17 protein-coding genes are annotated in these 18,572 nt (G+C 65.2%); 12 read left to right on the forward strand and 5 right to left on the reverse strand.

Annotation, left to right across the window (positions count from 1 at the left end; translation table 11 throughout):
- Positions 1–48 precede the first annotated feature (48 nt).
- On the reverse strand, positions 49–1,713 hold the full coding sequence (locus ASG57_RS14075; RefSeq protein WP_057196563.1) for an aminotransferase class III-fold pyridoxal phosphate-dependent enzyme: 1,665 nt from the start codon (positions 1,711–1,713) through the stop codon (positions 49–51).
- A gap of 35 nt (positions 1,714–1,748) precedes the next feature.
- On the opposite strand from ASG57_RS14075, the gene asd reads away from it, so the two are divergent.
- Positions 1,749–2,612, forward strand: a complete 864-nt coding sequence (gene asd / locus ASG57_RS14080; protein ID WP_024339513.1) for an archaetidylserine decarboxylase — start codon at positions 1,749–1,751, stop codon at positions 2,610–2,612.
- 64 nt (positions 2,613–2,676) lie between these two features.
- Positions 2,677–3,237, forward strand: a complete 561-nt coding sequence (locus tag ASG57_RS14085) for an NUDIX hydrolase (protein WP_024339514.1) — start codon at positions 2,677–2,679, stop codon at positions 3,235–3,237.
- A 39-nt stretch (positions 3,238–3,276) separates the two neighbouring features.
- Here the strand turns inward: ASG57_RS14085 and ASG57_RS14090 are convergent, their stop codons facing one another.
- On the reverse strand, positions 3,277–4,056 hold the full coding sequence (locus ASG57_RS14090; protein ID WP_024339515.1) for a DUF2147 domain-containing protein: 780 nt from the start codon (positions 4,054–4,056) through the stop codon (positions 3,277–3,279).
- Positions 4,057–4,249: 193 nt separating this feature from the next.
- Here ASG57_RS14090 and ASG57_RS14095 point away from each other — a divergent pair, with 193 nt between their 5' ends.
- Positions 4,250–5,116, forward strand: a complete 867-nt coding sequence (locus ASG57_RS14095) for a DUF2147 domain-containing protein (protein ID WP_057196564.1) — start codon at positions 4,250–4,252, stop codon at positions 5,114–5,116.
- A 67-nt stretch (positions 5,117–5,183) separates the two neighbouring features.
- Here the strand turns inward: ASG57_RS14095 and ASG57_RS39645 are convergent, their stop codons facing one another.
- A complete protein-coding gene (locus ASG57_RS39645; protein WP_283806184.1) occupies positions 5,184–5,309 on the reverse strand; it encodes a hypothetical protein in 126 nt (41 codons plus the stop codon).
- Positions 5,310–5,456: 147 nt separating this feature from the next.
- Between ASG57_RS39645 and ASG57_RS14100 the strand changes: the two genes are divergently transcribed.
- The 6 genes from ASG57_RS14100 (at position 5,457) to ASG57_RS14125 (ending at position 12,226) form a co-directional block, all read left to right on the forward strand.
- Entirely contained in the window at positions 5,457–6,662 is a 1,206-nt protein-coding gene (locus tag ASG57_RS14100; RefSeq protein WP_024339517.1) for an extensin family protein, read from the forward strand.
- 244 nt (positions 6,663–6,906) lie between these two features.
- On the forward strand, positions 6,907–8,205 hold the full coding sequence (locus ASG57_RS14105; RefSeq protein ID WP_057196565.1) for a M20 family metallopeptidase: 1,299 nt from the start codon (positions 6,907–6,909) through the stop codon (positions 8,203–8,205).
- Positions 8,202–9,041: an ABC transporter permease gene (locus ASG57_RS14110; protein WP_082528947.1), complete on the forward strand. Its 840-nt coding sequence runs from the start codon at positions 8,202–8,204 to the stop codon at positions 9,039–9,041. The genes ASG57_RS14105 and ASG57_RS14110 overlap by 4 nt, the downstream gene beginning before the upstream one ends.
- Before the next feature lie 19 nt (positions 9,042–9,060).
- Positions 9,061–10,068, forward strand: a complete 1,008-nt coding sequence (locus tag ASG57_RS14115; RefSeq protein ID WP_024339520.1) for a taurine ABC transporter substrate-binding protein — start codon at positions 9,061–9,063, stop codon at positions 10,066–10,068.
- A 1-nt stretch (position 10,069) separates the two neighbouring features.
- On the forward strand, positions 10,070–11,425 hold the full coding sequence (locus ASG57_RS14120; protein WP_024339521.1) for an amidase family protein: 1,356 nt from the start codon (positions 10,070–10,072) through the stop codon (positions 11,423–11,425).
- 72 nt (positions 11,426–11,497) lie between these two features.
- Positions 11,498–12,226: a Crp/Fnr family transcriptional regulator gene (locus ASG57_RS14125; protein WP_057196566.1), complete on the forward strand. Its 729-nt coding sequence runs from the start codon at positions 11,498–11,500 to the stop codon at positions 12,224–12,226.
- A 15-nt stretch (positions 12,227–12,241) separates the two neighbouring features.
- Here ASG57_RS14125 and ASG57_RS14130 read toward each other — a convergent pair whose 3' ends face one another.
- Both ASG57_RS14130 and ASG57_RS14135 read right to left on the reverse strand, forming a co-directional pair.
- Positions 12,242–12,583, reverse strand: a complete 342-nt coding sequence (locus ASG57_RS14130) for a DUF6665 family protein (RefSeq protein WP_024339523.1) — start codon at positions 12,581–12,583, stop codon at positions 12,242–12,244.
- 53 nt (positions 12,584–12,636) lie between these two features.
- Positions 12,637–13,272 (reverse strand): TetR/AcrR family transcriptional regulator, encoded by a 636-nt coding sequence (locus ASG57_RS14135; RefSeq protein ID WP_024339524.1) that lies wholly within the window; start codon positions 13,270–13,272, stop codon positions 12,637–12,639.
- Positions 13,273–13,467: 195 nt separating this feature from the next.
- On the opposite strand from ASG57_RS14135, the gene ASG57_RS14140 reads away from it, so the two are divergent.
- The 3 genes from ASG57_RS14140 (at position 13,468) to ASG57_RS14150 (ending at position 18,570) form a co-directional block, all read left to right on the forward strand.
- The gene (locus tag ASG57_RS14140; protein WP_024339525.1) at positions 13,468–14,778 is read left to right on the forward strand and encodes an HlyD family secretion protein; all 1,311 of its coding nucleotides are present in this window, start codon (positions 13,468–13,470) and stop codon (positions 14,776–14,778) included.
- A gap of 26 nt (positions 14,779–14,804) precedes the next feature.
- Positions 14,805–16,391, forward strand: a complete 1,587-nt coding sequence (locus tag ASG57_RS14145) for a DHA2 family efflux MFS transporter permease subunit (RefSeq protein WP_024339526.1) — start codon at positions 14,805–14,807, stop codon at positions 16,389–16,391.
- 379 nt (positions 16,392–16,770) lie between these two features.
- Positions 16,771–18,570, forward strand: a complete 1,800-nt coding sequence (locus tag ASG57_RS14150; protein WP_057196567.1) for an ABC transporter ATP-binding protein — start codon at positions 16,771–16,773, stop codon at positions 18,568–18,570.
- Positions 18,571–18,572: the final 2 nt, after the last annotated feature.

Raw genomic sequence — 18,572 nt, forward strand, 5'->3', positions numbered from 1 at the left:
CGGATGGCCGGGGCAAGCCCGGCCATGATGCCCCTGGAGCAATTGGCCTCAGCGCCCGAAGCGTTTGGCCAGCATCTCTTTCAGAATCTGCCGCTTGATGTTCTTGTTGGTGAGCACACCGTCGTGCCACCAGAAGCCGTCGGCCTTCATCTTCTCGGCGGCGCGCACGAACCGTTCGGCCACCTCGTTGAAGTCCGCGTCGGTGTAGTTGAGGCTGAAGATCAGCCGTCCGGTGCCGACCCAGCTCAGCGCCAGGCCCTCGGCGCGCAGATAGTACTGCAGCATCCAGTTGTAGCGGGACGGCGTGGTGTACTTCACCGTCCAGATCGACGAGAGGTTGGCGAAGCGCACCGGCAGGCCGGCGCTCTCCATCATCCGGTTCAGCTTCTGGACTCGGCCGTTCCAGGTTTCGTCAAGCCGGTCGTAGACGGCGCGGAAGTTCGGGCTGGCGAGACGGCTCAGGAACTCGTCCATCGCCGTCATGACATAGGGGTGCGAGTTGAAGGTGCCGCGGGCGAAGCAGATATCGGCGGGCCGATCGTCGCGGAAGCGGCGCATCAGCTCGCGCTTGCCGCAGACCACGCCGACCGGCAGGCCGCCGGCAAGGCTCTTGCCGTAGGTCACGATGTCGGCGCGCACGCCGAAATAGTCCTGGGCGCCGCCGGCGGCGAGGCGGAAGCCGACGAAGACCTCGTCGAAGATCAGCACGATGCCGCGTTCGGTGCAGACCTCGCGCAGCTTCTTGAGCCACTCGGTGTAGGCGGCACGATCGAAGTGGCCGCCGCGGGAGGAATCGACCAGCGAGGAATCGCCGGGTGCGTTGGCGTTCGGATGCAGCCCCTGCAGCGGATTGACCAGCACGCAGGCGATATCCTTGCGTGTGCGCAGGACGTGCAGCGTCTTCTCCGACATCTCGGCGAGGGTGTAGGTCTCGTGTGCGGGAATCGGATTTCCGACGCCGGGCTGCACGTCGCCCCACCAGCCGTGATAGGCGCCGGCGAAGCGTACCAGATGCGTCCGTCTGGTGTGGTAGCGCGCGAGCCGTACCGCCTGCATCACGGCCTCGGTGCCGGACATGTGGAACGAGACTTCGTCGAGGCCCGAGATCCGGCAGAGCCGGGACACGTTGTCGAGGATGACGGGGTGGTAGGGGCCGAGCACGGGACCGAGCGCGTGCGCGCGCTTCTCGGCACCCTCGATGCACTCCTTGTAGAAGTCGTTTCCGAAGATGTTGACGCCGTAGGAGCCGGTGAGGTCGTAGAAGCTGTTGCCGTCGACATCGGTGACGGTGACGCCGCTCGACGATTCCACGAAGGTCGAGGTGCCCAGATGCTCGCGGACGAGGCGCGAGAACTGGAACGGCACGCGGTAGCTCTCGGTGAAGTTCAGATCGGAGATTTTTTCCGCGGCGTCCCTCGTCATCGCGCGACCCTTCGGGTAGCGCTCGGCGTAGAGGGCGGCGAGACGGAAGAAGCCGTCCTTGCGCTGCGCGGCGATGTTCGCCGGCGCGCCGTCGCAGGAGAAATAGTCGGCATCCGCGAATTCGTAGAATGGAAGCAGCCGCGCCACCCGGCGCGACATCTTGGAATGGCCGGCAAGCGAGCGGTGCTTGGCGCGGGACAATTCGACCCGCGCCTTGAGCTTCGGGAGGACGGCGGCAGCGGACGCTGCGGCGGCCACGGACATCGAGAGAATCGGGAGTGTCGTTTCCATGACAACAAGCGCTAACCCTGTGAGCTGACAGATTCATGACAGTCAAAGCCCTCATCGCCTCTTTCACCCAGCAGGAAGACCTCAACTTCCTGTTGACCAACCGCATCCCGCGCGCGGCCCTGACCCGCTTCATGGGCTGGTTCTCCAAGATCGAGAATCCCCTGGTGAGGGATTTCTCGATCGCGCTGTGGAAGCTGTTCTCCGACCTCGATCTGTCGGAGGCGCGCAAGACGCATTTCAGGAGTCTGCACGACTGCTTCACCCGGGAGCTCAAGCCGGGCCTGCGCCCGTTCGATCCGGATCCTGCCGTTGTTGCCAGCCCCTCGGACGGCATCGTCGGCGCTCACGGGAGGATCGCGGATGCCGAGCTGTTCCAGGTCAAGGGCGCGCCGTATTCGCTGCTGGATCTGCTCGGCGATTCCGCTCTGGTCGACCAGCATCGCAACGGCTCGTTCGTCACGCTGCGGCTGACCTCCAGCATGTATCATCGTTTCCATGCGCCCTATGACGCGCACATCGAACGCGTCACGCTGATTCATGGCGACGTCTGGAACGTCAATCCGATCGCGCTCAAGCGCGTCGAGCGGCTGTTCTGCAAGAACGAGCGCGCGGTGATCCGCACGCGTCTGTCGACCGGCGAAGCCGTGACGCTGGTGCCGGTCGCGGCGATCCTGGTCGCGAGCATCCGCCTGCATTTTCTTGACGTGGTCCTGAACGCGCAGACGCGCGGCCCGGTCAATTTTCCCTGCGACGTGAACGTGACCAAAGGCGAGGAGCTCGGCTGGTTCGAGCACGGCTCGACCATCATCATCCTGGCGCCCGGCGATTTCGCCTTCTGCGACGGGATCGCAGAAGGAACGCGCATCCGCGCAGGCCAGGCGCTGCTCAGAAGAAAGTAGCCTTCAATCCGTCGTCCCCGCGGCCTATATCATCCCGCGGGGACGACCATACTGGATATGAGCGATGGCACGGGCGCCGGTCATGGCGGCGGGCGGTATTGTGTTGCGGCGGGGCCCTCAGCCGCTGATCGCGATCGTGCGCCAGCGCAAGCGCAACGAATGGGTCCTGCCCAAGGGCAAGCTCGACGACGGCGAGACGCCGAAGGAAGCCGCGCACCGCGAGGTGCTGGAGGAAACGGGCCACGACGTTGCCGTGCACGAATTTCTGGGCACGCTCGCCTATCAATCCGGCGGGCGCTCCAAGGTCGTGCATTTCTGGCGGATGGAGGCTGGCGATGGGCCGGTCCGCAAGCTGATGAACGACATCAAGGCGGTCGACTGGCTGGGATTGGACGATGCGATCGCGCGGCTGTCGCGGGAATACGAACGCGCGTTCCTCTACCAGGTTGGCCCGATCGCGCTCGCGGCGGCGGGGCTGGCATCGCCGCTCCCCGACGCGGCGCAAGCGGCCGACGACATTGGTACGGCCTTGCAGACGCTGACGCCGGCTGAAGTCGCGTCGGTCGATCAGCTACGACACGGTCTGCTTCAAAAGGTGAAGGCGTGGTTGCGCGGCGAGGCGTGAGCGAACCATTGTGTCGCCCGGCTCGACGCGCTCCGCGCGTCAGCTCACGCGCTTCCAGGTCTGGCCGCCGCAGAACATGCCGCCGAAGGCGCAGCCCTGCACGCGCATCGCGTTCGGGCCCTTCATCGAGATCGTCGAGTCGTAGTTGCGGCCGGAATTGGGATCGCGAATGCGGCCGCTCCACTTCGAGCCCGCAGGCCTCATGTTGATCAGGATGCGCTCATTGGTCTTCTCGGCGTAACCGCAGAGATTGGGGCCGCACTGTTCGACGCGGACGTTGCCCTTGTTCTCTTCGGTCGCCCACAGGCCGACCGGGGAGTTCGCTGCTGCCACGGGCGCGGCGGCCACCGGGGCCGGAGCGGGAGCCGCGGCCACGGGAGCGGGCGCGGCGACGGGGGCAGGCGCAGCAACGGGCGCAGGCTGCGTGTTGACGACGGCGGCTGGGGGAGCGGCGGCGACGGCTCCGGCCGGGGCAGCGGGCGTGGTTACGGCCGGTGCGGCGGGCGCGGTCGACTGCACCGGCTGCTGCTGCACCGGAGCCGGGGCGGGCTGCGCCGTGGTGGGCGCCGGCGCGGGCGTGGTGTCGACGTCATCGTCCTTGGAGCCGCCGAGGCCCTTGAGGTTGATGTTGTTCAGCTTGATCGGCTTGTCCGAAAGGCCCGGCGCCACGATAGTCACGCAATCGAGCGAGGCGCAATTGCGCGGCGTCTCGATGCGGATGCGCTGCCCCTCGATCTGGAACGAGATCGAATTGCCCGCATGCGCGGCAGCAGTCGAGGCGAGGAAGAGGGCGGCGGCAGCGATGGTAAGCCTGTTCATGACAACCTCCCGAATGCGTGGTCCCGACATGGATTGATGTCGCTGGTGAATGAAGCGTGGTTTGACCCTACGCCGGGGTGACCGGGCGTTCTGTGATGGGCATCACAACGGCCGCATGCCGCCTGGGTGAGGTGGCGCACATTCAGCCGCACTTGCTCTGCGCAAAGTGGTCGCGGCATTGAGGGAGACGCCGATGCAGCGGCTTGCGATTTCGCTTGGCACATCGATCGCGCTGTTGGCGGTCGCGCCCGCAGCCGAGGCCGGCTCCTACACCTTCTCGATTGGCGGCCACCGATTCCATGTCGAGGCGCCGCGCCATTGCCGGTCCGCGTCCTGTGTCACAGTGTCGAATCGCAGCTTGCGGCCGACCGAAGATGCCGGCCCAGCACGGGCCTTGCCGCAGGCGCCCGCGCCGGTCGTCCAAGCGCCGCAGCCTGCTTGTCCGACGGTGCCGGTCGGACCGCCACAAGCAAGCGAGGTCGTGCCATCGCCGCCGGCGCCTCCCGCCCTTGCCGCGACGGCGTCGCAGTCCGTTGTGCCGTCGGCGGCTTCAAGATTGGAGACGCCAAAACTGGAGACGACGCCAAGATCGGAGGCGCTGAGCTCCAACCCGCCGCGGATTGAACTGGAGCGCAGCGAGCCGCCGGTCACCGCTCCAAACTCCGAGATCATGCACACCGCAACGGTTGCACCGCCGATTGAAGACCGGGCTTACACGCCGCTTGGCGAGTGGGAGAGCGCGGGTGCCAATGGGACGGTCCGCATCGAGCGCTGTGGGCCTGCACTGTGCGGCTACGCCCTGACGGATTCCTTGCGCAGGGGCGAGAGCGTGCTCGTCAACATGAAGCCGAAGAAGCACGACGTCTGGACCGGCAGCATCTACAGCCGGGCCAGCGGCAACACCTATCGTGCGACGATGACGCTGAAGGGCTCGGGCAAGCTCCACGTCGAAGCCTGCGCGCTCGGCCGCTTCTGGTGCTCCGGCAACGACTGGACGCGCGTCGATGCGCCGCGCGAGCAAATGATCACGACGTCGCGGCAATGGAGTGCACGGTCGTGATGACAAGCGTTCTTGTCACCGTCCGGGGGAGGGCAAGCAAGCTGCCTGCATGGTCGACGGCTGCCTTCTAGATCATCCCGAGCACGATGGCGCCGACGAAGGCTATGGCGAAGTAGGCGGTGATAACGCTCAGTCTGCCGGTGAACGTCATGAGGTCGCTCCCGCTGGTCGCGCGCTTTGCCGCGGCCGTCATGGTTAACAGAGAGTCTCTCAACGGAAAAGTCAGCCTTGCTGTCGCTCAAGGGGGGCGCAGCGTGCCGGGCCACGTGGGCGCCATGGTTAAGGAAGGTGAAATCAACACGTTGAAGAGTCTTTAAGTAAATTCACCGAACGTGCGTGCATGACGCGCGGAGTTCGTTTGTATCTCGTCGGCTCCATCGTCCTTGTTTCGCTAGCGGGTTGCGGACGCGGTTTCTTTCAGGCCGAACGTGAACCATGGCGGGCCGAGGCGGAGGCCGCATGCCTGAAATCGGGGGCGGTCAAGGAGAGTGCGGACATCGTCCGCATCGAGCCGATCTCCGGCCCCGGCCAGTGCGGCGCCGAATTTCCACTCAAGGTCGCAGCCATCGGAGAAACCTCCGGCACCTACGGCTTCGCCGACGAGCAACTGCGTCCGCCGGGGAACATCGGCAGCCAGCCGCGCTGGCCCGTGGCGCAGCCGCGATCGAACTATCCGCAGAGCCAGAACTATCCAGCCTCCTCCTATCCGCCGCGCCCGAACTATCCCGACAGCGAGGTGCGCCAGCCCTCCGGCTACGGCGGCTCGACCGGACCGATCTCGCTGAACGCGCCCGGCGTGGCGCCGCAGGAAGACGAGATCGATCTGCCGCCCGAGGGCATCGATGCCGCGGGTGCCTCGCGCTACATGAATGCGCCGAGCTATCCGGCGCGGCCGGCGCCTTATTCGCAGGCCCCCGCGCAGCAGCCGCTGCCGCGTCTTGGTCCGGCGCAGGGCAATCCCGTCACCGCCGTTGGTCCCGTGGCGATCAAGCCGACGGCGACGCTGGCCTGTCCGATCGTGTCCGAGCTCGACCGCTGGCTCGCCGACACCGTGCAGCCCTCGGCCATGCGCTGGTTCGGCGTGCGCGTCGCCGAGATCAAGCAGATCTCGGCCTATTCCTGCCGCGGCATGAACGGCAACTCGCGCGCCCACATCTCCGAGCACGCCTTCGGCAATGCGCTCGACATCTCGGCCTTCGTGCTCGCCGACGGACGCCGCGTGACCGTGAAGGACGGCTGGCGCGGCGTGCCGGAAGAGCAGGGCTTCTTGCGCGACGTGCAGGCAGGCGCCTGCGCGCATTTCACCACCGTGCTCGCGCCGGGTTCCAACGTCTTCCACTACGATCATATCCACGTCGATCTGATGCGCCGCCCCAGCCGTCGCCTGATCTGCCAGCCCGCCGCCGTCTCCGGCGAACAGGTCGCCGCGCGGGCGCAATCGCGCAGCCCTTATGCCAATGCGCGCGAACCGTCAGTCACTGGCTCGCTGGGTGCGCGTAAGAGCACCGCGCGCAAGCGCGAAGACGACGACTACATCGACGAATAGGCGACGCGCGGCGTCAGCGGAGACCAACCGCCCGGATGCGGCTGGTCTGCTCAGCCGGCGCTGTGTCTTTGGCAAAGCGCGGCTGCCGCGCAAAAATTTGCACAGTCGCAATTTTCATCCAAGGCATTGAATTGAAACCGCTATTCGTTGCCCGAATGGGGTTTCTGACGGTTGGCACATTCGCTGCAATGAGGGTGCTGCAACGAAGCGGCGCGGCCGGCGCCGTGAGCCAACGGAACCCGTCATGCAGATGCCTGTCACACCGCCTTACTCCGATCTCGAGCAGCGTGTGCTGTCGCGCATCACGGAGGAGCGCTGGCTCGAACTCGCATCGGAGTTGATCCGCACCGGGCAGCCGCGCTCGGGAAATCCGCTCGATCCCGATCTGCCGCCCGCCGAGGAAGAGGCGATCTCAATGCTGGTTGCGGGCAAGCTCGAAGCCCTCGGCATGGTCGTCACCAAGCACAGCGCGCAGCCGCACCGGCCGAACGTGCTCGGCGTGCTGAAGGGGCGGGAGGGCGCGCCCTCGCTGATCTTGAACGATCATCTCGATACTTATCCCGTCGTCGAGCCGGAGAAATGGCACATGACGGATTTCGATCCGTTCAAGGCGACGCGGCATGGCGACCGACTCTATGCGCGCGGCACCTCCGATACCCGCGGCAATCTTGCGGCATCACTGCTCGCGGTGCAGGCCCTGATCGAAGAAGGCGTGAAGTTCGATGGCACGCTGATGTGCTGCTACACCGTCGACGAGGAACGCAACGGCACCGAGGGCTCGATTTATATGCTGGAGAAGGTCGGCCTCACCGCCGACTACGAGATCACCGCAGAGCCGACGGCTTGGGGTGATGTCGGCAAGGACTGGGGCATGAACCTCTCGGTGGCCAACTCCGGCCATTGCCTGGTCGAGGTGACGGTCCGAGGGATCAAGTCGCATATCTGGCGGCCCGACATCAGCGTCAACGCCATCATGGAAGCGGGGAAGCTGCTGCCGAGGCTGAAGGAGATGGCCTTCACGCATGTGCCGAGCAAGTTCATGGGGCACACGCCGCCATGTTGCTCCGTGGTGCGCATCCGTGGTGGTCTTCCCGGAGAGATGCAATTCTCCCCCGATGCCTGCACGATCACGCTCGCGGTGGTCGGCATTGTGCCGGGCATGACCCTCGGCAGCGTCATTTCCGACATCGAGCGCCTGGGGCAACAGACGTTTGCTGGTGTCAACGACGTCGAGGTCGAGGTCCGCCAAGTGCCCGGCTCGCTGTTCGTCAACGCGACCGAACCGGTGCCCGTCGAAGAGGAGCCTTGCCGCTCTCTTCGCGCGGTCTACCGGCGCCTGATGGGGCGTGAGCCCGGTGTCAATCGCAAGAACGCCTTCAACGACACCATCCGCTTCCGCGAAGCCGGGATCAACGCGGTGACCTTTGGTCCCGGCGAGGATGGTTGGGCCGTCGACAACGAGAACATCTCGGTTACCAAGTCGGTGATGGCGACCCGAATCTACGCGCTGACCATCATGCAGATCCTGGGAGTGCGCGCATGAGCGTCGAGGCAGCTCCCATGGCCATGCCGATCTCGGCCGATCGCACGCGGCGAGGCAGCCTGAGGATGCCGAACGTCTCGCGGTCGGTGCTGCTCTCGACGCTCACCGTCGCCGTGTTGCTGACCACATGGATCATCGTCACAGAGATCCGCTGGGCCAACGAGCTATTCCTGCCGAAGCCGCAGGCGGTATGGGCCGCGTTCGTCAAGACCATGACGAAGGGCTATCAGGGGACCACGCTGCTCCAGCATCTCGGCGCCAGCCTCTATCGCATCCTCGTGGCCTTCGCATTGGCCTGTCTGGTCGGCATTCCGCTCGGCGTTCTCATGGGGGTCTCGAGGAATGCACGTGGGTTGCTCAATCCGTTGATCGAGTTCTATCGCCCGTTGCCGCCACTAGGGCTCTACACGCTCCTTGTGATGTGGCTCGGCATCGGCGAAAGCTCCAAGCTGTCGCTGCTGTTCCTTGCAGGTTTGCCGGGCATCGTGATCTCGACGATCCAGGCCGTCACCAGCGTCGATCCGGTCTACGTGCGTGCCGCGCAATCGCTCGGCGCCACACGCCGCCATCTGCTCTTCCACGTCTATCTACCGGCAGCGGGGCCACTGATCCTGGCCGGCATGCGCATCTCACTCGGCTTCACCTACACCGTCCTCGTCGCCGCCGAGATCGTCGCGGCCTCGGCCGGTATCGGCTGGATGATCTGGGATGCCGCAAAATTCCTGCTGTCCGACGTCGTGATCATGGGCCTGATCGTGCTTGGCCTGACCGGTGTCGTGCTCGACCTGATGATGCGCGCGATCGCCAAATTACTGATGCCGTGGGCCCGAACCTGATGATCTAGGAGAGATCGACATGAAGAGACTTGTTGCCGCGCTTGCACTTGCTACGTTGACTTTCACCGCCACGGCTCGCGCCGAGGACAAGCCGCCCAAGGTGACGGTCGGCTACCTGAATTTGGTGAATGCGCAGCTTGTCACCAAGCATCTCGGCCTGCTCGCCAAGGAGATGCCCGGCGTCGACATCAAATACGTCAAGGTCGGCGGCGGCGGCGACATGCTGCGCGCAATCGCGGGCAACGACGTCGACTTCGGTGGTCTCGGCAATCCGCCGACCGCTATCGGCGCGACCCGCGGGCTCCCGATCAAGGGCATCCTGGTGATCAACATGCTCGACTATGTCGAGTCGATGGTGGTTCGCGCAGACAAGAACATCACTTCGCTCAAGGACCTGAAGGGCAAGACCGTGGCTGCCCCCTTCGGTTCGACCACACATTACCTGCTGCTCCAGGCGCTGAAGAACGAAGGCGTCGACCCTGCCTCGATGAAGATCATCGACCTTGCCCCGTCCGACATTGCCGCCGCCTGGCTTCGCGGCGACATCGACGCCGCATGGTTCTGGGAGCCGAACCTGGACAAGGCCGTGAAGAACGGCGGCAAGATCCTCGTCACCTCGGGCGACATGGCGAGGCGCGGCTACCCGACCTGGGACATCGGGGTCGTCATGAACGCGTTCGCGGAGAAGTATCCGTCCTACGTCGAGAAGTTCGTCAAGGCTGAATGCGAAGGCATCGATTTCTGGCTGAAGAATCCGGAGAAAACGGCCGAGATCATTGCGGAGGAGCTCTCGCTGCCGCTCGAGGACGCAACCCGCATGATGAAGGGCACCGGAATGGTGCCCTGCGACAAGCAGCTTACGGAGCAGTATCTCGGTACATCCGCGAAGAAAGGCGAGTTCGTCGATACCCTGGTCGCGACCGCGGATTTCCTGGTCAAGCAGGAGCGCCTGCCCAAGCTGTTGCCGCGCGCCGGCTTCGAGGCCTTCATCCAGCCGGCCTATCTCGAGAAGGTGATCGGCCGCTGACATGGATGTCTCGCCAGGCTCACTCCGCGCCGCCTATCGAAGCGGCGCGCTCAAGCCTTCCGATGTCGCGGCGCATGTGCTGTCGCGCCTGAGCGGCGCCGATCAGAGCGGGGTATGGATATCGACCGCCCATCCCGACAATGTCATGACCGCGGCGCGCGCGCTCGATGCGCGTATCGACGAGATCGACAGGCTGCCTCTCTACGGACTCATCTTCTCGGTGAAGGACTGCATCGATGTCGCAGGCGAGCAGACGACTTCGGCGTGTCCGGAGTTTGCCTACCTCGCGAAGGATACGAGTCCTGTCGTCGCTGACGCGATTGCCGCCGGGGCGATCTATGTCGGAAAGACCAACATGGACCAGTTCGCGACCGGCCTCGTCGGCGTGCGCTCGCCCTACGGTATCGCCCGCAACCCGCATAATCCGGATTACATTCCGGGCGGCTCCAGCTCGGGGGCCGCGGTGTCGGTCGCAACCGGCACATCGTCCTTTGCCTTCGGCACCGACACCGGCGGATCGGGCAGGGTGCCGGCGTCTTATTGCGGCGTTACGGGCTTCAAGCCGGCGCCCGGAGCCTTCAGCCAGCGCGGGATGGTCTATGCTTGCCGAAGCTTCGACACGATCTCGCTTTACACGCGCGAGCCGCGCGACGGCTACGAGATCTATCGCGTTCTGGCGCGGCGCGATGCCGACGACTGCTTCTCGCCGCTCGACTTTCCAGGCTGGGCGGAGCAGCGGCCGCCCGCGCGGCGGTTTCGCATCGCGATGCCGCGCCTCGATCAGCTCAGATTCTTTGGCAATCCCGAGACCGAAAGTCTGTTCGGCGATGGACTTCGCCGGTTGCGGCAGATCGACATGCCGGCCGCACCGGTTGATTTCTCGCCGTTCACCTCGATCAACGATCTGATGTTCTTCGGGCCGTTCCTGGCCGAGCGGGATGTCTCGGTCGGCGCGTTCCTCGACGCAAATCCCGGTGTGGGCGTCAAGATCGTGCGCGATCTCGTCCTCGGCAGCCGGACGTTGTCCGCAGCCGATGCCTACCGCGCTCTCTACAAGGTCAAGGAGGTCCAACACGCGTTGAGGGACTTCTGGCAAGACCACGATGCGCTGATCGTGCCAACGGTCGGAACCGTGCTCAGCATCGATGATGTCGCGCGTGATCCGCTGACGGCCAACTTCAACAATGGCTACTACACCAACTACGCCAATCCGCTCGGGCTCGCGGCAGTCGCGGTCCCGCACGCGGTGACCGGGGCCGGCGTGCCCTACGGCGTGACGTTTCTGGCGCCGGCGGGGAGGGAGCGTCTGCTCACCGACCTCGCCTGCGCGTTCATGGGAGCGGCAGCCCAGGCTTGAGCATTTGCGCCGCGTTGCAATCCGACCGGAGACCTCCTAGCCTTCGAGCCGTCACTCGAAGGGAGACCGAGCGTGGGGCGCAGTCATGCCCATGAGGTGGCCGATCCAGGTGAGCCGTGTGCCGAACAGCGAAGGGCCGGGACCGGACGATATGTGCTGAATACGCTGGATAAGCCCGATCTGGATCTGGTGATGCGGACCGGCAGGTTGGCCAGCTACCGGAACCGCCAATACCTGCTGCGAGAGGGGGAGCCCGCGAGCGGCATCCACATCATCCTGAGCGGCATCGTCGAAAGCACCCATTCCGGGACGCAGGGCCGCGAATTGATGCTGTCGACCTGGGAGGCCGGCGATTTCGTGGGCGCACCCTACATCCTTGGCGATCACCGCCATAGCTGGTCGGCGCGCGCGCTCGGCCGGGTCGAAGCGTTGCATCTCGACCAGGATGCGATCCGTCGGCTGATCGCGCAGTCGCCATCGTTCGCCGTGGCGTTGATCGAGTGTCTCGGCTTCAAGGGCGAGACCTATTCCATGCTGGCCCAGACGCTGGCGGGGCAGAAAGCCGCGGAACGACTGGTGCTCCTGCTGGTGAAGATGTGCGAGAATGCCGCGCAGGACGAGAGTGGCCCCATTTCGCTCGGCCGCATCACGCAGGCCAATCTCGCGCGCATGATCGGGGCAACGCGGCAGTCGATCAGCCTGATTCTCAACCGTCTGCAGGACGACGGCATCATCTCGACCGGTCCGACCAAGATGGTGGTCAACGATCTCGCGGCGTTGAGGAAGCAGATCACCGACTGAGGGCCGCAGCCGGCGTCACGTCGAGGCCGGCTTCGATGGCGTGGGCGCCAGCCCCATGCACCGCTGCACTTCGCTTGGGACGTTGTAGGTGCGCATGATATGGCGGCTGTCGCGCAGGCCGGACGCCTCGCGTTGCACCACGAACATCCACAGGGCCTGGCCAGCTTCCACCACCAGCTTGCGCCTGGCCGATTGCATTGAGGGCGGCAACTCGGTGGCTGCGTGCACGGCGTCGAACTCACGCAAACGCGTCAGCGCCTGTTCGAGTGTGCGGCCCATCCGTCCAAGCGCGGAGGCCTGTTCCTGGACGATCTCGTAGTGGAGGATATCGACCGGCGGGCGAAGATCACGAGACATGACCGCAATATAGTGTCGCGCGGCCGGCCCGTGCAACGCGTGGCTCGTCGGTGCTATCTGGCCCGGTATGCGGCCAGGAACATCCGCGTCGCGCTCTCGACCACCTCGGTCATGCGCTGTTCCGACGGCGCGGGTGCGGCCTGGAACACGAAGGGCAGGAAGAGCGAAGCCTTGGACAGCTCCATGAACTGCGAGGCGGCGAGATCGCATTCGCCGATCTCAAGCTCGCCGGCGGCGACGCGGGCCTTGAGATAACCGGAGAGGCGGTTGATGGACTTGTCCAGCACGCGCGCATAATAGCGGCGGCCGACATCGGGCATGCGCTCGGCGATCGCCATCACGGTGCGGATCGCCGATCCGCCGCCGGGCCGGCAGACCAGCTGAAGGTAGGCGAGGCCGAACTCCTTCAGCGTCGTCTCGGCATCTCGCGCAGGATCGAAATTGAACACGACCTGGCCGTGCCGGAGTGCCTCCTGTTCGAGGATGGCTTCGAACAGCGCGGATTTGTCGGCGAAGTAGACGTAAAGCGTGCCCTTGGAGACCTGCGCGGCACGGGCGATCTCGCCCATGCTGGCGCCGTCGAAACCCAGGTCCATGAACACCTTGCGGGCACCGTCCAGGATCTGGCGGCGCTTGGAATTGTCCTCATCTTGGACGACGTGCAGATGTTCGTCGCTGGCTACAACCATTGGTTTAGGGTCTCGGAAGATTTCTGGCCGGGATGTTGAACTGTGAAGCGCCAACGAAAGGTCGACCCACTAGGGTCCAGTCCGAGTTTGATATGTATATTGACCGAACCGTTCGGTCAATGATATTTGGAATGAGCGAGGAACCGGCCGCAAGCACGGTCGACCTCGGTTGCGTATATTTTGGGGGAGGCCGTTATGGCCGTATCGAGAGACCAGACGGCGCGCGTCCTTCGCCAGGAAGTGGCGGAGGAGCAGTCGAGCGGTGATGTCGCGTCGGAGGCATCCGCACCCCCTGCCGAGCAGTTGCGCACTCATGTCGCCGAGGACGCGAGACGGCCGCCTCCGGAGACGCCGGAAAAGCCCGTGACCGACAAGCCGGCTGCATCCGCGCCAGATGCGCCCGCCGCCGGCGCTCCGAGATCCGGCAAGCGCAAATTCGTCCTGATGGGCGTCGGCCTCCTCCTTGCGCTCGCTGTTGCGGGCTATGCCGGCTATTACACGCTGGTCGGACGTTTCTATATCTCCACCGACGATGCCTATGTCCGCGCCAACAACACCATGCTTGGCGCGCGCGTTTCCGGCCACATTGCCTCGATCCTCCCCGGCGACAACACGTCGGTCCGCGCCGGCGACATCGTCTTCCGCATCGACGACGGCGACTACAAGATCGCGGTCGAAGCCGCCGCGAGCAAGATCGCCACTCAGCAAGCCACCATCGATCGCATCGGCCGCCAGGTCGCCGCGCTCGACAGCCAGGTTGCGCAGGCGAAGGCCCAGCTCGTCTCGGCGCAGGCAGGCCTCAAGCGCGCCGACCTCGACTACGAGCGCCAGCAAGCGCTGAGCAGCAAGGGCTTCGCCTCGCGCGCCACCTTCGAGAGCTCGGAAGCCGGACGCGATCAGGGCGCCGCCGCTGTCAAGGCCGCGCAGGCTGCCTACGACGTCGCCGTCAGCAATGTCGATGTCGCCAAGGCGCAGCAGGCCGAAGCCCAGGCTCAGCTCGCCGAGCTCAAGACCACGCTCGCCAAGGCCGAGCGCGACCTCGGCTTCACCGCGGTGCGCGCGCCGGTCAACGGCACGTTCTCCAATCGCCTCGTCAACACGGGCGATTTCGTCGCGGTCGGCCAGCGCCTCGGCAACATCGTGCCGCTCGACGACGTTTACATCGACGCCAACTTCAAGGAGACGCAGCTCAAGCGCATCCGGCCCGGTCAACCGGTGACGATCAAGGTCGATGCCTACGGCATGCGCAAGTTCTCCGGCGTCGTCGACAGCATCGCCGCGGGCGCGGGCTCGGTGTTCACGCTGCTGCCGCCCGATAACGCCACCGGCAACTTCACCAAGATAGTGCAGCGCGTGCCGGTCCGCATCCGTGTGCCGAAATCGGTGGCGAAGCAGAACCTGCTCCGCGCCGGCATGTCGGTGTATGCGATCGTCGACACCAACAAGGGCGCCGCCGACGCCGACAGTGAGGTCGATCTCGACGATCCCACGGTTCATCCGCAGTAGCCGACCCGAGCCTGCGAGATCGGACGATGGCCGACGCCGCCACCGCTTCATCTGCCGTGATAGCGCATCCCGCCTCGGACCGCATCGCGCCGAAGCGGCTGTTCGCGTTCATCATCATGGTGTTCGGGATGTTCATGTCGATCCTGGACATCCAGATCGTGTCGGCCTCCCTCAGCGAGATTCAGGCCGGATTGTCGGCGAGCTCCAGCGAGGTCTCCTGGGTTCAGACCGCCTATCTGATCGCCGAGGTGATCGCGATCCCGCTCTCGGGTTTCCTGTCGCGGGCCTTCGGCACGCGACTGCTGTTCGCGATCTCGGCGGCCGGCTTCACCGCCGCAAGCCTGCTCTGCGGCCTCGCCACGACGATCGAGGAGATGATCCTCTGGCGCGCGCTCCAGGGCTTTCTCGGCGCCGGCATGATCCCGACCGTATTCGCCTCGGCCTACACCGTGTTCCCGCGCACCAAGTTCCACATCGTCGGGCCCATCATCGGACTGGTCGCGACGCTGGCCCCGACCATCGGCCCGACGGTCGGCGGCTACATCACCGACCTGATGTCGTGGAACTGGCTGTTCTTCATCAATGTCGTGCCCGGTATCGGCATCACCATCGGCGTGCTGGCTCTGGTCGATTTCGACGAGCCGCATTTCGAACTGCTCGACCGCTTCGACTGGTGGGGGCTGTTGTTCATGGCCGGCTTCCTCGGCACGCTGGAATATGTGCTGGAGGAAGGACCGCAATATGAATGGATGCAGGATACCTCGGTCGCGATCTGCGCCTGGATCTGCGGGCTCTCCGCGGTCGCCTTCTTCTGGCGCGTGTTCACGGCGGCCGAGCCGATCGTCAATCTGCGCACCTTCTCCGATCGCAATTTCGCCGTCGGATGCACGCTGCAATTCTGCATCGGCATCGGCCTCTACGGCCTGACCTACATCTATCCGCGCTATCTCGCCGAGGTGCGGGGCTACAGCGCGCTGATGATCGGCGAGACCATGTTCGTCTCCGGCATCACCATGTTCCTGGTCGCACCGCTGGTCGGCCGCCTCATGGCGAAGGTCGACATGCGCTACATGATCGCCTTCGGCCTCATCGTGTTCGCGATCGGCTCCTACCAGATGACGTGGATGACCCGGGATTACGACTTCTACGAGCTGCTGGTGCCTCAGATCCTGCGCGGCATCGGCATGATGTTCGCGATGGTGCCGACCAACAACGTCGCGCTCGGCACGCTGCCGCCCGAGAAAGTGAAGAACGCGAGCGGCCTGTTCAACCTGATGCGCAATCTTGGCGGCGCGGTCGGCCTCGCCGTCATCAACACCGTGCTCAATGATCGTACCGACCTGCACATCGCGCGCCTCCAGGAGCGCGTGACCTGGGGCAATGCCACCGCGACCGAAACCCTGACCATGTTCATGCAGAAGTTCCAGGGGCTCGGCGATTCCGCGCTGATGGCGATGAAGCAGCTCAGCCAGATCGTGCATCGCCAGGCCGTGGTGATGAGCTTCGGCGACGCGTTCCTCATCCTGGCGGTGTTCTATCTCGGCCTCAGCCTGCTGGTCGCGCTGCTGGACAGACCGGCTTCGCCGTTCGGCGCCGGCGGCGACGCGCATTAGGGGCGCGATCCGAGCTTGAGCGTGGCGAAGGCCTGCGTACCCATCTGCAACACTCGTGCGTGATCTCGCGCGAGCCCCGTTGCCAATCGAAAACGGCACATCTATAAAGCGCACCTCATTCATTCGGACCGGGAGGGATTTGCATGATTTCGTCGCATTCGCAGATCGTACGCCCGCGCTCGATGATCGCTCGGCTCGGAATGTACGCGGCCTGCTAGAGGCCTCTTCCGCCAGCTTCGATTGGGCCGAGGTTCAGACCAGGCGTCCCGATCGCTCCGCTCCCCAAGTCAAAGTCAGTTTTGAGTGACGCCGTCCGGGCCCTCGCGGCCGGTCTGCGTCCATCGATGGAGCCGGCCCGCGCGCGCGGCCGGATGATGTCATGACCGCTCTGTCAAAAAAGCCTGCCGCCATTCGCGTGGTGCTGCCCTTCGTATTCCGGCACTGGCTGAAGCAGCCCGGGCGCGGCCTCGTGGTGGCCGGCGGCCTGTTGGGTGCGACCATTGCCGACCTGTTCATGCCGGTATTCTCCGGGCATCTGGTGGATGCGCTGACGCGAGGCCCGTCCGACCCCGATGCGCGGCACGCCGCGCTGGTCGCGTTCGGCGCCATCGTGGCGTTGGGCGCGGCCTCGATGGTGCTGCGGCTCGTCGGTCTTCAAGCCATCGTGCCGTTCACGCTGAAGATCATGTCCGATGTTGCGCAGGACGCGTTCACGCGCGTGCAGCGCTTCTCGACCGACTGGCACGCCAACTCCTTCGCCGGATCCACCGTGCGCAAAATCACCCGCGGCATGTGGGCGCTCGACCTGCTCAACGACACCATTCTGATGGCGCTGGCGCCCTCGCTGCTGGTGCTGGTCGGCTCGATGATCCTGGTCGGCATGCACTGGACCTCGCTCGGCGTCGTGATCGCGGTCGGGGCGATCGTCTACGTCGCGATCACTGTGGTGTTCTCGACCCGCTACATTGCGCCGGCCGCACGCGTCTCCAATGCCTGGGACACCAAGGTGGGTGGTACGCTTGCGGATGCGCTGACCTGCAATGCCGTGGTGAAGTCCTTCGGCGCGGAGCTGCGCGAGGACACGCGGCTCGCCCGCGTCATCAACCGCTGGCGCGTGCGCGTGCGGCGGACCTGGTATCGCTACAATTACACGGCGATGGCGCAGCTGTCCCTGCTGCTGTGCCTGCGCGCGTCCGTGATCGGCGGGTCGGTGCTGCTGTGGATGTCGGGTCACGCCTCGCCCGGCGACGTCACCTATGTGCTGACGAGCTACTACGTCATCCACGCGTACTTGCGCGACGTCGGCATGCACATCAACAACCTCCAGCGCTCGGTCAACGACATGGACGAGCTGGTGGCGATCCATGACGAGCCGATCGGAATTGCCGATGCGCCCGACGCGCGGCCGATCTCGATCGAAGGCGGCGAGATCGCGTTCGACGACGTCACGTTCCACTATGGCGGCCATCGCGCGCCGCTCTATGACGGGCTGTCGTTGACGATCCGCGCCGGCGAGCGGGTCGGGCTCGTCGGCCGCTCCGGCTCCGGCAAGACCACTTTCGTCAAGCTGGTGCAGCGGCTCTACGACGTCACCGGCGGCCGCGTGCTGATCGACGGGCAGGACATCGCGCTGGCCACGCAGCAGTCGCTGCGCAGCCAGATCGCGATCGTGCAGCAGGAGCCGATCCTGTTCCATCGTTCGCTCGCCGAGAACATCGCCTATGGCCGGCCCGGCGCCAGCCTCGAGGCGATCGAGCAGGCGGCGCGGCTAGCCAACGCGCACGACTTCATCCTGCGCCTGCCGAAGGGCTATGGCACGCTGGTCGGCGAGCGCGGCGTGAAGCTGTCGGGCGGCGAACGTCAGCGTGTCGCGCTGGCGCGCGCCTTCCTTGCGGATGCGCCGGTGCTTATCCTGGACGAGGCGACTTCAAGCCTGGATTCGGAATCGGAGGCGCTGATCCAGGAGGCGATGGAGCGGCTGATGAACGGCCGCACCTCGATCGTGATCGCCCATCGCCTGTCGACCGTGAAGAGTCTCGATCGCATCCTGGTGTTCGACCGCGGCGAGATCGTCGAGCAAGGCACGCATGCGATGCTCGCAGCCAGGCCGGGCGGCATCTATCGCGGCCTGTTCGAGCGCCAGGTGGTGGAGCTCGGACGGATCGCGGCAGCGGAATGAGG

This window comes from Bradyrhizobium sp. Leaf396 (assembly GCF_001424605.1).
GTDB classification, from domain to species: domain Bacteria; phylum Pseudomonadota; class Alphaproteobacteria; order Rhizobiales; family Xanthobacteraceae; genus Bradyrhizobium; species Bradyrhizobium japonicum_C.